We start from the raw sequence: 12,831 nt of genomic DNA on the forward strand, positions 1-12,831 counted from the left end.
GACGCGGAAGATCCGCGGCCGAGGCGACAGCGGCGGTGCCGATGAGAGCGGCGGAGGCGAGGAGGAGCTTTTTCATGTCTACCCTGGGTGTGTCACTGGCTGAGAGCCGGCGCGCTTGTAGGCTCCGGGAGTGAAAGGGTCTGTCGCATCGCTGCAACAAGTGGCGTCAGATAAGACCGATCTCGTCAACGAAGCGTGAAGATCAGTTCCAGATGAACTTTCGCGAGCCAGCCATGTGCCGTCGCGCACATCGCGTTGCGCCCGGGGATCATGCTGCCGCGATCGTGAGCCGGGATGACACAATCCCGACGAATTCTGGGGTCGCGGGGCCGCACCTCGCACGGATCCTGCCAAAGGCTTCCACGTCCGGAAATTTATCTCGCGATGGCTGGGGACAAGCCTGCGTTGCGTGCGCAAGCCCTCCTTAACCCTACCGATCCATGATCCGTCCGGGTAAGGGGTCGGACGGGACGAACGCCATGGCGGACACGCAAGTCGGTCGGGACGTGGACGAGGCGACGCCGCTCCTGCGGACGCGGGGCGTGCGCCGTTCCCTTCTGATCGGCACGCTCACTCTTCTTGCCGGCACCGCCGCCGTCCATGTCCTGTCGCGCCCGTCCGCGAGGCCGCAGGCCGCCGTCGCGGCGCTGGCGGATCCCCTCACCACCGGCTCGATCGGCGGAGCCGCCGGCGCGACCCGGCTCGACCCCTGCGAGCTGCTGCGCCCGCGCCAGCCCTAAGGGTTGTCCAGGCCGCGATTGACATGACGATCCAAGGCTCTAAGTGTGCCCGCGCCCGCATGCGCGGCGGGCTCCTTGGACGAGACAGCCGTTGTCGCCGCTGCCGCGATGCTCTCCTCCGCGCCGGCCCCGGCCCTCACGCGCGCATCGAATTGACTGATTGGACATGTCCTTCGCCGACCTCGGACTGAGCGAAAAGGTGCTCGGCGCCGTCGCCGCCGCCGGCTACACCGAGCCGACGCCCATCCAGGCCCAGGCCATCCCGCACGTGCTCGCGCGCCGCGACGTGCTCGGCATCGCCCAGACCGGAACCGGCAAGACCGCCGCCTTCACCCTGCCGATGCTCACGCTCCTCGAGACCGGGCGCGCCCGCGCGCGGATGCCGCGCACGCTGATCCTCGAGCCGACCCGCGAGCTCGCCGCGCAGGTCGAGGAGAACTTCGAGCGCTACGGCACCAACCACAAGCTCAACGTGGCGCTGATCATCGGCGGCGTCTCCTTCGCCGACCAGGACGCCAAGCTCACCCGCGGCACCGACGTGCTCATCGCCACGCCCGGCCGTCTGCTCGACCATTTCGAGCGCGGCAAGCTGCTGCTCACCGGCGTCGAGCTGCTCGTCATCGACGAGGCCGACCGCATGCTCGACATGGGCTTCATCCCCGACATCGAGCGTATCGTGAAGATGGTGCCCTTCACGCGCCAGACGCTGTTCTTCTCCGCCACCATGCCCCCCGAGATCGAGCGGCTGGCGGACATGTTCCTCTCGAACCCGCAGCGGGTCGAGGTGGCGCGGCCCGCTTCGACCGCCGCGACCATCGTGCAGCGCCTCGTCGCCACCGGCTCCGAGGGCCGCGACAAGCGCGACCGCCTGCGCCGCCTGATCCGCGGCGAGGAGACGGAGCTCAAGAACGGCATCATCTTCTGCAACCGCAAGCGGGACGTGGCGATGCTCCAGAAGTCGCTGGTCAGCCACGGCTTCAACGCCGCCGCGCTCCACGGCGACATGGACCAGCGGGCCCGCATGGCCGCCCTCGACGCCTTCCGCAGTGGCGAGACGCCGCTCCTCGTGGCGAGCGATGTGGCGGCGCGGGGCCTCGACATCCCGGCGGTGAGCCACGTCTTCAACTTCGACATCCCCCGTCACCCGGAGGACTACGTCCACCGCATCGGCCGCACCGGCCGCGCCGGCCGGGCGGGGGCCGCCTTCACGCTGGTCAGCCCCGGCGACGACCGCTCCCTCCAGGCCATCGAGACCCTGATCGGCCAGCCGATCGCCTGGCTCGACGGCGACCTGTCGAGCGTCGCGCAGGACGGGGGCGAGGCGGAGACGGCGACCCGCCACCGCGGCGGCCGTTCCGGCCGCGGCGAGGGCCGACGGGGAGGCGGCGAGGCCCGCTCCTCCCGTTCCCGGCAGCGGGGCGATCGCGGCGCCGAGGCCGCGAGCGCGCCCGAGCCCATCGAGGCGCGCCGCGAAGCGCCGGAGGAGCGCGATCAGGGGAGCCGGCGGCGCGAGGCGCGTCCCGAGCGCGAGGAGGCCCGCCCGCGTCCCGAGTCACGGCCGGAGCCGCGGCACGAGCCTCGCCAGGGGCGTCCGCGCCGGCGCGACGAGGAGGAGGGCGAGACGCCCGCCGGTCTCGGCGACCACGTGCCCGCCTTCCTGCTGCGGCCGGCCCGCGTTCCGAAGGCGTCTTGAAAGGCCTCGCTTAAGACTCCGTCCACTAAGGCGGCCTCATGATGCGCGCGGGCGGGATTAGAGAGCGCATCAGACGCTTTCCCCCCGAGCGACGGTTGGGGGTTCTATGAGAGGACCGGGGGTAGAGGATCGGGAGCGGAGCTTCGCGCTCGCGCACCGGGCCAACGAGCTGATGCGCGACTACGGACCCTCGGCCCGGCCGCGCGCCTATGCCGTGTGGTACTCCTACGTCGTCGGCGACACGCCCCACCTCAACGATGCCGTCAAGCGCCTGACGGCCGAAGGCGGCGGCCTGACCGATGCCGACGTGGACGCCCTCTACGAGACGCATATCGACAGCCGCCGTCTGGCCACCGCCGCCGAGCACATGACCGCCGGCCTGCTCGGCGAGATCGAGGGCATCACCGAGACGCTCGACCTCTCGCTGGGCAGCGCCACGCAGTACGGCGAGTCGCTCAAGGCGTTCACCGACAACCTCGCCGAGGCCGCCCTGAACCGCGCCCGGCTGCGCGAACTCGTCAACGCCCTCGTGGCGACCACCCGCCAGGTCACCGCGGACAACCGGATCCTCGAAGGGCGGATGCGCGACAGCCGCAAGGAGATCGAGGGCCTGCGCGAGACCCTTGAGGCGACGCGGGTCGAGAGCCTCACGGATACCCTCACGGGGCTCGCGAACCGCAAGCATTTCGAGGATGCGCTCACGCGTGGGATCGCGGCGGCCACGGCCGCCAGCCCGTTCAGCCTCGTCGTCCTCGACATCGACTTCTTCAAGCGCTTCAACGACCTGTACGGCCATCTCACCGGCGATCAGGTGCTGCGGCTCGTGGCGATCGTCCTGCGCGAGCACGTACGCGCACCGGCCTTTCCCGCCCGGTTCGGCGGCGAGGAGTTCGGGATCATCCTGCCCGGCACGGGAATCGCCGAGGCGGTGAAGATCGCCGAGCGAGTGCGCGTGGGCGTGATGGGCCGCGACCTCGTGAAACGCTCGACCGGCGAGTCGCTCGGCAAGATCACGGTCTCGCTCGGCGTCGCCACCCTGCGGGCGGGCGACACGCCGGCCTCGCTCCTGGAGCGCGCCGACATGCTGATGCTGGCCGCCAAGCGCCAGGGCCGCAACCGCTGCTTCGACGACGCCAGCGCCGGTATCGCGCGGGTCGCCTGAGGCGAAGCGCCGGGGCTCAGGCCGAGGCGTGCAGCGCTTCGGGGTTCGCCGGCGTGATCGCGACGGATTCGCCGCAGCCGCAGGCCGAGGTCTGGTTCGGGTTGTTGAACACGAACTGTGAGGCGAGCTTCGTCGTCTGGAAGTCCATCTGCGTGCCGATGAGGAACAGCACCGCCTTCGGGTCGATGAAGACGGTCACGCCCTTGTCCTCCACGGCATCCTCGCCGGGGTTGCGCGCCTCTGCATACTCCATCGTGTAGGACATGCCGGCGCAGCCGCCGTTCTTCACGCCGACCCGAAGGCCGGCGATCGGCCGGTCGGCATCCGCCATGATGGACTTGATCCGCGCCGCCGCCGCATCGGTCAGCGACATCACCTTGAAGCCTGACATCGTTCTCTCCTGCCTCCGGGTTCAAGGCCCGGGCGGGTGAGGGTTCCTGTACGCCTTAAAGATAAGCATCCGCCGCTTCGGGGTCTACCGCGAGAGAGGCGCAGGGCCGTCCTTCGTGATAGGCTCGCGCGATCAGGAGGTCGCCGTGGCCGAACCCGCAGCGCGGCACATGACGCCGGAAGAGTTCTTCCAGTGGCAGCTCGGTCAGGACGGGCTCTACGAGCTGGTCGACGGCGTGCCCGTGCCGCACGTGAAGATGATGACCGGTGCGAGCGCGCAGCACGACCGGGCCACTGTCAACATCATCGCGGCGCTGCATCCGCAGCTCAGGGGCAGCGGCTGCCGCCCGACCACCGATGACATCGCGTTGCGCACCAGCATCGCGACGCTGCGACGTCCGGACATCACGGTGGAGTGCGGCGAACTGGTGCGCGACACCTACGAGAACCGCTCGCCCCGCCTCGTCGTCGAGGTGCTGTCGCCGTCCACGAGCAGCGTGGACCGGTTCCGCAAGCTCGACGAGTATCGCCGTCACCCCAGCCTGCGCTGCATCATGCTGGTCGAGACCCGCTTCCCGAGCGTCCTCCTCTACCGGCGTGTGGGAGAAATCTGGGAGGCCGAGACCTACGAGGCGATGACCGACGCCGTCGACCTGCCCGAGATCGGCGCGCGCCTCGCGCTCGCCGACATCTACGACGACGTGGCGTTCGAGGCCGGGCGCGCGCCGGCCTGACCGCATCGCCCTCACCACATGTCGAGGGCGACGCGGGCCTCGTCGGACATGCGGCTCTGGTCCCACGGCGGGTCGAACACCATCGTCACGGCGCAGGACTGGACGCCCGGCACCGCGGCGACCGCGTTCTCCACCCAGCCCGGCATCTCGCCGGCGACGGGACAGCCCGGGGCGGTCAGCGTCATGTCGATGGCGACCTTGCGGTCGTCGTCGATGTCGACCTTGTAGATCAGGCCGAGCTCGTAGATGTCGGCCGGGATCTCCGGATCGTAGACGGATTTCAGCGCCACCACGATGGCGTCGGTGAGCCGGTCGAGCTCCTCGGGCGGGATCGCCGAGGTGCCCGCGACGGTGGGGGCGTTGGAGCCGCCGGTGATGCTGGCGTCGGACATGGTGCTACCTCAGGAGAACATCATCTCGGCCTTGGCCAGCGCCTCGGCCAGGGCGTCGATCTCGGCATGGGTGTTGTAGAGCCCGAACGAGGCCCGGCAGGTGGAGGTCACGCCGAAGCGCGAGAGCAGCGGCATCGCGCAGTGGGTGCCCGCGCGGACGGCGACGCCGTGCCGGTCGATCACGGTCGCGATGTCGTGGGCATGCGCGCCCTTCATCTCGAAGGCGATGACGCCGCCCTTGTGCTTGGCTGTGCCGATGAGGCGCACGGAGTTCATGGCGCGGAGCCGCTCCAGGGCGTAGGCGGTGAGGTCCGCCTCGTGGGCGGCGATCGCCTCGCGGCCGAGGCCCATCATGAACTCCAGCGCCGCGCCCAAGCCCACCGCCTCGACGATGGCCGGGGTGCCGGCCTCGAAGCGGTGGGGCGGGTCGTTGTAGGTGATCGCGTCCTCGGAGACGGTGCGGATCATCTCGCCGCCGCCCTGGTAGGGGGGCAGCCGCTCCAGCCACTCGCGCTTCCCGTAGAGCACGCCGATGCCGGTCGGCCCGTAGACCTTGTGGCCGGTGAAGACGAAGAAGTCGCAGTCGAGCGCCTTCACGTCGACGGGGCGGTGCACGGCGCTCTGCGCGCCGTCGAGGAGAACGGGCACGCCGTGGGCGTGGGCGATGCGCACGATCTCCTCGGCCGGCGTCACCGTGCCGAGCACGTTCGACATGTGCGTGATCGCCACCATCCTCGTCCGCGCAGAGAAGAGCTTTTCGTACTCCTCGACGAGGAAGTTGCCCTCGTCGTCCACCGGCGCCCACTTGATCACCGCACCGCGCCGCTCGCGCAAAAAGTGCCAGGGCACGATGTTGGAGTGGTGCTCCATGATCGAGAGGATGATCTCGTCGCCCTCCCCGATCAGCCCGGCCCAGCCCATCGAGGAGGCGACGAGGTTGTAGGCCTCCGTCGCGTTGCGGGTGAAGATGATCTCGTCGGTGGATTCCGCGTTGAGGAACTGGCGCGTCGTCTCGCGGGCGCCCTCGAAGCCCTCCGTGGCGGCGTTGGCCATGAAGTGCAGGCCCCGGTGCACGTTGGCGTAGGCGCCCTCCATGCAGCCGACCATGGCGTCGATCACCGCCTTCGGCTTCTGCGCCGAGGCGGCGTTGTCGAGATAGACTAGCGGCTTACCGTAGACCGTCTTCGACAGGATCGGGAATTCCCGGCGGATCGCCTCGACGTCGTAGCCGGGGGGGAGGACGGGTGCGTTCATCGGGTTACGCTCGCGGATCTCCCTCCCCCTCTGCGGGGAAGGGTGGCCCTTGCCTCGGCAGGGGTCGGGAGAGGGGAGCGGCAGTGCAGACAGGGGCAATGCCCTGCACATCCGCTCCGCTCGGTTCTGAAGCGGTGTCCCCTCTCCCGCCTCGCTTCGTTCGGCACCCTCCCCCCGCAGAGGGGGGAGGGTCGGGCGTTCAGTGTCGCGCCTTCAGCCACGCCTCGATCGTACCGATCAGCGCCGCGCGGGCGTCTTCGTGCGTCACGGCCTCGATCGCCTCGCCGACGAAGGCCTGCACGAGCAGGCTCTCGGCCTCGGCCTTCGGCAGGCCGCGGGCGCGGAGATAGAAGAGCAGCTCCTCGTCCGGCGCGCCGCAGGTGGCGCCGTGGCCGCAGGCGACGTCGTCGGCGAAGATCTCGAGCTCGGGCTTGTTCATCATCTGCCCCTCGTCGGAGAGGAGCAGACAGTCGGACTTCATCTTGCCGTCGGTCTGCTGGGCGACCTGGCGGACGATGATCTTGCCCTGGAACACGCCGGTCGAGTCGCCGTCGATGACCGTCTTGAACATCTCCCGGCTGACGCCGCCGACCGCGGCGTGATCGGCGAGCAGCGTCGAGTCGGCGAGGCGGCCGTGGCCGAGCATCGCCGCGCCGTTGACGACCGCCGTCGCCTCCTCCCCTGCGAAGTGCAGGTAGAGCTGGTGGCGGGAGAGCACCGCGCCGGTCACGAGGTTCACGGTCTCGATATGCGAGGCGGCGCCGAGCCGGGCCGACAGGGTCGAGAGCGCGATGGCCGCATCGCCCTCGGCGTTCAGCCGGGTGTGGCGGAAGGCGGCGCCGTCGGCGATCGTCACGTCGAGGGCGTCGTTCGGCTGGTAGGCGACGCCGTCCGGCCCCTCGTGGCTCTCCAGCACCGTCAGCTCGGCGCCCTCGGCGAGCGCGACGAGGACGCGGGTCGCCGTCGAGAAGGCGTTGCCGCCGGTGCCGACGAAGCGCAGGTGCAGCGGCGTCTCGACCTTGGCGCCGGCCTCGACGGAGATCAGCGCGCCGTCGGCCATGAAGGCGGCGTTGAGCTGGTAGACCGGGTTCTCCCGCGCCTGCGCCACGGGCGCGAGGCTCTTCAAGAGCGGATCGCCCGCGGAGAGCGCGGCCGAGAGCGTCCTCACGCTGACGCCTGCCGGCACGCGCGCGAGGTCCGACAGGGCCTCGATCAGGTGGCCGTTGACGAAGGTGAGTCGCACGGCCTCGATGCCGGAAAAGCCCTTCGCCGCCTCGGATGCGCTCCGCGCGATCTCGGCGGAGGGTGTCTCCGCCGGCGGGGCGGCGTCGGTGATGGCGGCGCGCAGGTCCGTGTACTTGAAGGCCTCGACCCGCCGGCTCGGCAGGCCGGTGGCCTCGAAGAACTTGAACGCCTCCTCGCGGGCGATCTTCTCCTCGGTGGCAAAGCTCGCCCGAGCGGTCTCGAACAGCTTCGAGAGGCCGGTCTCGGCGTTGGTGCGGAGGTTGGCGATGTCGGCCATGGCTCAGGCCGCCTCGCTGGTGCGGTACTCGGCGTAGCCGGAGGCCTCGAGCTCGAGCGCCAGCTCTTTGCCGCCGGTCTTCACGATGCGGCCCTTCGACATGACGTGCACGGTGTCGGGCACGATGTGGTTGAGGAGCCGCTGGTAGTGGGTGATGACGAGGAAGGAGCGCCCCTGCGCCCTGAGCGCGTTCACGCCCTCGGAGACGATGCGCAGCGCGTCGATGTCGAGGCCGGAATCGGTCTCGTCGAGGACGCAGAACTTCGGCTGGAGCAGCGCCATCTGGAGGATCTCCATGCGCTTCTTCTCGCCGCCCGAGAAGCCGACGTTCAGCGCCCGCTTGAGCATCTCCTTGTTGATCTCGAGCTTGTCTGCGGCCCCGTTCACGGCGCGCATGAAGTCCGGCGTCGAGAGCTCGTCCTCGCCGCGCGCCCGGCGCTGCGCGTTCAGGCAGGCCTTCAGGAAGGTCATGGTGCCGACGCCGGGGATCTCCAGCGGGTACTGGAAAGCGAGGAAGACGCCGGCGGCGGCCCGGGCGTCGGGGTCCATCTCCAGCAGGTTCTCGCCGTCGAGCAGGATCTCGCCGTCGAGGACCTCGTAGTCCTCCTTGCCGGCGATGACGTAGGAGAGCGTCGACTTGCCGGAGCCGTTCGGCCCCATGATCGCGGCGACCTCGCCGTCCTTCACGGTGAGGTCGAGGCCGTTGAGGATGCGGTTGTCCTCGATCTGCACGACGAGGTTCTTGATCTCGAGCATCTTAGTCCAAGTCCTTCAAAACCAAAGCTGATGCATCGCCCGCAGGAAGACGGCGTTTCCGACCGGATATCCGGACATCTCGCCGATCACCGCGTCGACGCCGCACCGGGGGCACAGGGCGGTCGAGTCGTCGTCGATCCACTCCACGACCTCATCCGGTGCGAACGTTTCGAGGCAGTAGAAGCAGCCGCAAAGCGGGCTGCTCCTCACCTCGTCGCCGTGCCGAAAGCTGTGCCTGTGGGCCGCCTTCAGCACGTTCACGTCATAGATCGTCGTCAGCCCACCGAGCCTTCGAGGCTGATCGAGATCAGCTTCTGGGCTTCGACGGCGAACTCCATCGGCAGCTGCTGCAGCACGTCGCGGACGAAGCCGTTGACGATGAGCGCGGTCGCCTCCTCCTCGGAGAGGCCGCGCTGCTGGCAGTAGAACTTCTGGTCCTCGGAGATCTTCGAGGTGGTGGCCTCGTGCTCGAAGACGGCCGAGGCGTTCTTCGACTCGATGTAGGGCACGGTGTGCGCCCCGCACTGGTCGCCGATCAGCAGCGAGTCGCAGTTGGTGAAGTTCCGCGCGCCCTTGGCCTTCTTGTGGGCCGAGACGAGGCCCCGGTAGGTGTTCTGCGAGCGGCCGGCGGAAATCCCCTTCGAGATGATCCGGCTGGTGGTGTTCTTGCCCAGATGGATCATCTTGGTGCCGGAATCGACCTGCTGCATGCCGTTCGACACCGCGATCGAGTAGAACTCGCCGCGGCTGTCGTCGCCGCGCAGGATGCAGGACGGGTACTTCCAGGTGATCGCCGAGCCGGTCTCGACCTGGGTCCACGAAATCTTCGAGCGGGCGCCGCGGCAGTCGCCGCGCTTCGTCACGAAGTTGTAGATGCCGCCCCGGCCCTCGTTGTCGCCGGGGTACCAGTTCTGGACGGTCGAGTACTTGATCTCGGCGTCATCGAGCGCGACGAGCTCGACCACCGCGGCGTGGAGCTGGTTGTCGTCGCGCTTCGGGGCCGTGCAGCCCTCAAGGTAGGAAACGTACGAGCCCTTGTCGGCGATGATGAGCGTGCGCTCGAACTGGCCGGTGTCGCGCTCGTTGATGCGGAAATAGGTCGACAGCTCCATCGGGCAGCGCACGCCCGGCGGGATGTAGACGAACGACCCGTCCGAGAACACGGCCGAGTTGAGCGTCGCGAAGAAGTTGTCCGTCACCGGCACCACGGAACCGAGGTACTTCTTGACCAGCTCCGGGTGCTCGTGGACGGCCTCCGAGATCGGCATGAAGATCACGCCGGCCTTGGCGAGCTCCTTCTTGAAGGTCGTCGCCACGGACACGGAGTCGAACACCGCGTCGACCGCCACCCGGCGCTCGGGGGCGATGCCCTCCAGCACCTCGACCTCGCGGAGAGGGATGCCGAGCTTCTCGTAGGTCTTGAGGATCTCGGGGTCGATCTCGTCGAGCGACTGCGCCGCCTGCCGCTTCGGGGCGGCGTAGTAGTAGATGTCGTTGTAGTCGACGCGGTCGTACTCGACGCGCGCCCACTCCGGTTCCTTCATGGTGAGCCAGCGCTTGTAGGCGTCGAGGCGCCATTCGAGCAGCCAGGCCGGCTCGTTCTTCTTGGCCGAGATGAAGCGGATCACATCCTCGGAGAGGCCCTTCTCGGACTTCTCCATCTCGATCGTGGTCTCGAACCCGTACTTGTACTGATCGAGATCGATCGAGCGCACCCGGTCGATGGTCTCCTGCACTGCAGGCATGGGCTTCTCCTGGCCGTCGCCGGCTTCAAGGGCCGGGATGATGAAGGATTGGCGCGGGGTCGCGGCTCTCAGGCCGCCTGCCCTCGCCGCTTATATAGGGGCGCGAGCGCCCGTTCGAAGGCGCCGAGGAAGCGGGACACGTCCTCGAGCACCGAATTCCACCCCAGGCTGACGCGCAGCGCCCCCGCGCCGAGCGCAGGGCTGACGCCCATCGCCGCGAGCACGGGCGAGCCCGCGACCTTTCCCGACGAGCAGGCCGCGCCCCGCGACACCGCCACCCCGGCGAGGTCGAGGCTCATCAGAAGGGTCGTGGCGTCGGTCTCGGGCACCGCGAACAGGCAGGTGTTCGGCAGGCGCGGGGCGCCGTACCCGAAGATCGCCGCGTCCGGCGCGAGCGCCAGCAGGCCGGCCTCCAGGCGGTTGCGCAGCTCTTCCAGCCGCCGCACCTCGGCGTCGAGCCCCTCGCCGGCGATGCGGGCCGCCTCGCCCATCCCGACGAGGCCGGGCAGGTTCTCGGTGCCGGCCCGCAGGCGCCGCTCCTGGCCGCCGCCGCGCACCAGCGCTCCGTCGAGGGAGACGCCCTCCCCGAGCACCAATGCGCCGACGCCCTTCGGCCCGGCGAACTTGTGGGCGGAGAGGCTGAGCGCATCGAGGCCGAGACCGTCGAAGGCGATGGGCAGGCGGCCGACTACCTGCACCGCGTCGCTGTGCACGAGAGCGCCGTGCTTGCGGGCCAGCGCGACGATCGCGTCGAGCGGCTGCACGACGCCGGTCTCGTTGTTGGCGGCCTGGACGGAGATCAGCGCCGTCTCGCCGCCGAGCGCTTCGAGGCGGGCGTCCAGGGCGGCGAGATCGATCAGGCCCTCCGCACCGACGGACAGCGTCTCCGCCGCCTCGAAGCGGTGGCCTGCCAGCACGCAGGGGTGCTCGGTCGCGCCGGTCAGAAGCCGCGTCGGACGCGGCAGGCCGGTCCTGACCAGGGCCCCGGAGAGCGCGGCGTTGGCCGCCTCGGTGCCGCCGCTGGTGAAGACGACCCGTTCCGGGGCGGCGCCGACGAGCCCGGCGATGCGACTGCGCGCCTCTTCCAGCGCGGCGCGGGCGGCGCGGCCCTCGGCATGGACGGAGGACGGGTTGCCCGGCAGCGCCAGCGCGCGGGCGACGGCCGCCGCGACCTCGGGACGAGCCGGCGAGGTGGCGTTGTGGTCGAGATAGAGGCGCGGCTCGCTCATCGGCACCCTCCTCGCGTCGTCGCGGCTCCGGGCCCGGCCGCGCATCGGTCGTTCTCCCGGAACGGCAAAGGGTTGCAATCGCCCCCCGCCGTCATGCTAAGGCCGCCGCATGACGGATGCGGAACGCGAACCCCCGCATCCGGCAGCGTCGCGGCGGCTGCCGTCAGCAGTTTAGAACTATTATAAACGCCTAGAACCATTCTAAGCGCGCTTGTAGTTCTGCCTCTCCCCGAGTCAAGGCGTGTGGAGCGCCTGCCGGAGAGAGGACCACGAGGGTTCCGTCCGGACGGCGGCAGGAGAGCGAGCGCGATGCCAGAAGTCATCTTCAATGGGCCGGCAGGCCGGCTCGAGGGCCGCTACCAGGCGCCCAAGAAGAAGGGCGCGCCGATCGCGATCGTGCTGCATCCGCACCCCCAGTTCGGGGGTACGATGAACAATCAGATCGTGTACAACCTTTTCTACACCTTCGCCAATCGCGGTTTCGCAGCCCTGCGCTTCAACTTTCGCGGGGTCGGGCGCAGCCAGGGCTCCTTCGACCACGGCTCGGGCGAGCTCTCGGACGCGGCCGCGGCCCTCGACTGGGTGCAGTCGGTCAACCCGGAGGCGCGGGCCTGCTGGATCGCCGGCGTGTCCTTCGGTTCCTGGATCGGGATGCAGCTGCTGATGCGCCGCCCGGAGATCGAAGGCTTCATCTCGATCGCGGCGATGGCCAACCGCTACGACTTCACCTTCCTGGCGCCCTGCCCCTCCTCCGGCCTGTTCGTGCACGGCTCCGAGGACCGGGTGGCGCCGGCCCGCGAGGTCATGCCGGTGATCGAGAAGGTGAAGACCCAGAAGGGCGTCATCATCGAGCACCAGATGGTCGAGGGCGCGAACCACTTCTTCGACGGCAAGGTCGAGGAGCTGACCCAGACCGTCGACACCTATCTCGACAAGCGCCTCGGCAAGGTCGAGGACGCGGCCTGAGGGCCGCGCCTCCCCTCCCGTCTCGACTCAGGCCGCCGGCCGCAGCGGCACCACGTTGCCGGCATAGGCCGGCGCGGGCGGCGCGTCGGGCATCGTCCCCCGGCGCGGGCCGGCGAAACGCAGCCAGCGCCGGACCCGCTCGCTGCCCCCGATCGGGCGCCTGACCCTCAGGCGCCGGCGCATCCATCCCGGCTGCCTCTTTCCCTCGCGCATCGTCCCCTCCTCCGCCCCGGACCCCGTTCCAGGCG

General features: G+C 69.6%; 14 protein-coding genes. 5 read left to right on the top strand and 9 right to left on the bottom strand.

Translation table 11 applies throughout. The features are described 5' to 3' along the window. Nucleotides 1-479: 479 nt before the first annotated feature. The 3 genes from MFF04_RS10290 (at nt 480) to MFF04_RS10300 (ending at nt 3,595) form a co-directional block, all read left to right on the top strand. Complete coding sequence (locus MFF04_RS10290) at nt 480-740, top strand: hypothetical protein (protein ID WP_238275585.1); 261 nt, start codon at nt 480-482, stop codon at nt 738-740. 166 nt (nt 741-906) lie between these two features. After that, nucleotides 907-2,433: a DEAD/DEAH box helicase gene (locus MFF04_RS10295; RefSeq protein WP_238275588.1), complete on the top strand. Its 1,527-nt coding sequence runs from the start codon at nt 907-909 to the stop codon at nt 2,431-2,433. Between the two features lie 106 nt (nt 2,434-2,539). Beyond that, the gene (locus MFF04_RS10300; protein WP_238275589.1) at nt 2,540-3,595 is read left to right on the top strand and encodes a GGDEF domain-containing protein; all 1,056 of its coding nucleotides are present in this window, start codon (nt 2,540-2,542) and stop codon (nt 3,593-3,595) included. A 16-nt stretch (nt 3,596-3,611) separates the two neighbouring features. Here the strand turns inward: MFF04_RS10300 and MFF04_RS10305 are convergent, their stop codons facing one another. Next, nucleotides 3,612-3,986 carry a HesB/IscA family protein gene (locus MFF04_RS10305; protein ID WP_238275591.1) on the bottom strand — a complete coding sequence of 125 codons (375 nt, stop codon included), beginning with the start codon at nt 3,984-3,986 and terminating at the stop codon, nt 3,612-3,614. A gap of 145 nt (nt 3,987-4,131) precedes the next feature. On the opposite strand from MFF04_RS10305, the gene MFF04_RS10310 reads away from it, so the two are divergent. After that, nucleotides 4,132-4,719, top strand: coding sequence for a Uma2 family endonuclease (locus MFF04_RS10310; protein ID WP_238275593.1), 588 nt, complete (start codon nt 4,132-4,134; stop codon nt 4,717-4,719). Nucleotides 4,720-4,730: 11 nt separating this feature from the next. On the opposite strand, the gene MFF04_RS10315 is transcribed toward MFF04_RS10310, so the two are convergent. From MFF04_RS10315 to MFF04_RS10345, 7 genes are all read right to left on the bottom strand, one after another. Next, the gene (locus MFF04_RS10315; protein ID WP_163831285.1) at nt 4,731-5,111 is read right to left on the bottom strand and encodes an SUF system Fe-S cluster assembly protein; all 381 of its coding nucleotides are present in this window, start codon (nt 5,109-5,111) and stop codon (nt 4,731-4,733) included. 9 nt (nt 5,112-5,120) lie between these two features. After that, nucleotides 5,121-6,365, bottom strand: a complete 1,245-nt coding sequence (locus MFF04_RS10320) for a cysteine desulfurase (protein WP_238275595.1) — start codon at nt 6,363-6,365, stop codon at nt 5,121-5,123. 199 nt (nt 6,366-6,564) lie between these two features. Beyond that, nucleotides 6,565-7,887, bottom strand: a complete 1,323-nt coding sequence (gene sufD / locus MFF04_RS10325; protein ID WP_238275597.1) for a Fe-S cluster assembly protein SufD — start codon at nt 7,885-7,887, stop codon at nt 6,565-6,567. Between the two features lie 3 nt (nt 7,888-7,890). Then, a complete protein-coding gene (sufC, locus tag MFF04_RS10330) occupies nt 7,891-8,643 on the bottom strand; it encodes a Fe-S cluster assembly ATPase SufC (RefSeq protein WP_238275599.1) in 753 nt (250 codons plus the stop codon). Nucleotides 8,644-8,658: 15 nt separating this feature from the next. Continuing rightward, nucleotides 8,659-8,904: a cytoplasmic protein gene (locus tag MFF04_RS10335; RefSeq protein ID WP_238275601.1), complete on the bottom strand. Its 246-nt coding sequence runs from the start codon at nt 8,902-8,904 to the stop codon at nt 8,659-8,661. Nucleotides 8,905-8,918: 14 nt separating this feature from the next. Beyond that, nucleotides 8,919-10,388 carry a Fe-S cluster assembly protein SufB gene (sufB, locus tag MFF04_RS10340; protein WP_238275603.1) on the bottom strand — a complete coding sequence of 490 codons (1,470 nt, stop codon included), beginning with the start codon at nt 10,386-10,388 and terminating at the stop codon, nt 8,919-8,921. 68 nt (nt 10,389-10,456) lie between these two features. After that, nucleotides 10,457-11,617 (bottom strand): cysteine desulfurase family protein, encoded by a 1,161-nt coding sequence (locus MFF04_RS10345; RefSeq protein WP_238275604.1) that lies wholly within the window; start codon nt 11,615-11,617, stop codon nt 10,457-10,459. A gap of 309 nt (nt 11,618-11,926) precedes the next feature. Between MFF04_RS10345 and MFF04_RS10350 the strand changes: the two genes are divergently transcribed. Continuing rightward, nucleotides 11,927-12,583, top strand: coding sequence for an alpha/beta hydrolase (locus tag MFF04_RS10350; RefSeq protein WP_238275605.1), 657 nt, complete (start codon nt 11,927-11,929; stop codon nt 12,581-12,583). A gap of 27 nt (nt 12,584-12,610) precedes the next feature. Here the strand turns inward: MFF04_RS10350 and MFF04_RS10355 are convergent, their stop codons facing one another. Beyond that, nucleotides 12,611-12,796 carry a hypothetical protein gene (locus MFF04_RS10355; protein ID WP_238275606.1) on the bottom strand — a complete coding sequence of 62 codons (186 nt, stop codon included), beginning with the start codon at nt 12,794-12,796 and terminating at the stop codon, nt 12,611-12,613. Nucleotides 12,797-12,831 lie beyond the last annotated feature (35 nt).

Source organism: Methylobacterium jeotgali, from assembly GCF_022179345.1.
Classification (GTDB): domain Bacteria; phylum Pseudomonadota; class Alphaproteobacteria; order Rhizobiales; family Beijerinckiaceae; genus Methylobacterium; species Methylobacterium jeotgali.

Bases quoted from the DNA above. Each gene is read 5' to 3' on its own strand.
- MFF04_RS10290 (WP_238275585.1), top strand. From the start codon at position 480: ATGGCGGACACGCAAGTCGGTCGGGACGTGGACGAGGCGACGCCGCTC.
- MFF04_RS10295 (WP_238275588.1), top strand. From the start codon at position 907: ATGTCCTTCGCCGACCTCGGACTGAGCGAAAAGGTGCTCGGCGCCGTC.
- MFF04_RS10300 (WP_238275589.1), top strand. From the start codon at position 2,540: ATGAGAGGACCGGGGGTAGAGGATCGGGAGCGGAGCTTCGCGCTCGCG.
- MFF04_RS10305 (WP_238275591.1), bottom strand. From the start codon at position 3,986: ATGTCAGGCTTCAAGGTGATGTCGCTGACCGATGCGGCGGCGGCGCGG.
- MFF04_RS10315 (WP_163831285.1), bottom strand. From the start codon at position 5,111: ATGTCCGACGCCAGCATCACCGGCGGCTCCAACGCCCCCACCGTCGCG.
- MFF04_RS10320 (WP_238275595.1), bottom strand. From the start codon at position 6,365: ATGAACGCACCCGTCCTCCCCCCCGGCTACGACGTCGAGGCGATCCGC.
- sufD (WP_238275597.1), bottom strand. From the start codon at position 7,887: ATGGCCGACATCGCCAACCTCCGCACCAACGCCGAGACCGGCCTCTCG.
- sufC (WP_238275599.1), bottom strand. From the start codon at position 8,643: ATGCTCGAGATCAAGAACCTCGTCGTGCAGATCGAGGACAACCGCATC.
- sufB (WP_238275603.1), bottom strand. From the start codon at position 10,388: ATGCCTGCAGTGCAGGAGACCATCGACCGGGTGCGCTCGATCGATCTC.
- MFF04_RS10345 (WP_238275604.1), bottom strand. From the start codon at position 11,617: ATGAGCGAGCCGCGCCTCTATCTCGACCACAACGCCACCTCGCCGGCT.
- MFF04_RS10350 (WP_238275605.1), top strand. From the start codon at position 11,927: ATGCCAGAAGTCATCTTCAATGGGCCGGCAGGCCGGCTCGAGGGCCGC.
- MFF04_RS10355 (WP_238275606.1), bottom strand. From the start codon at position 12,796: ATGCGCGAGGGAAAGAGGCAGCCGGGATGGATGCGCCGGCGCCTGAGG.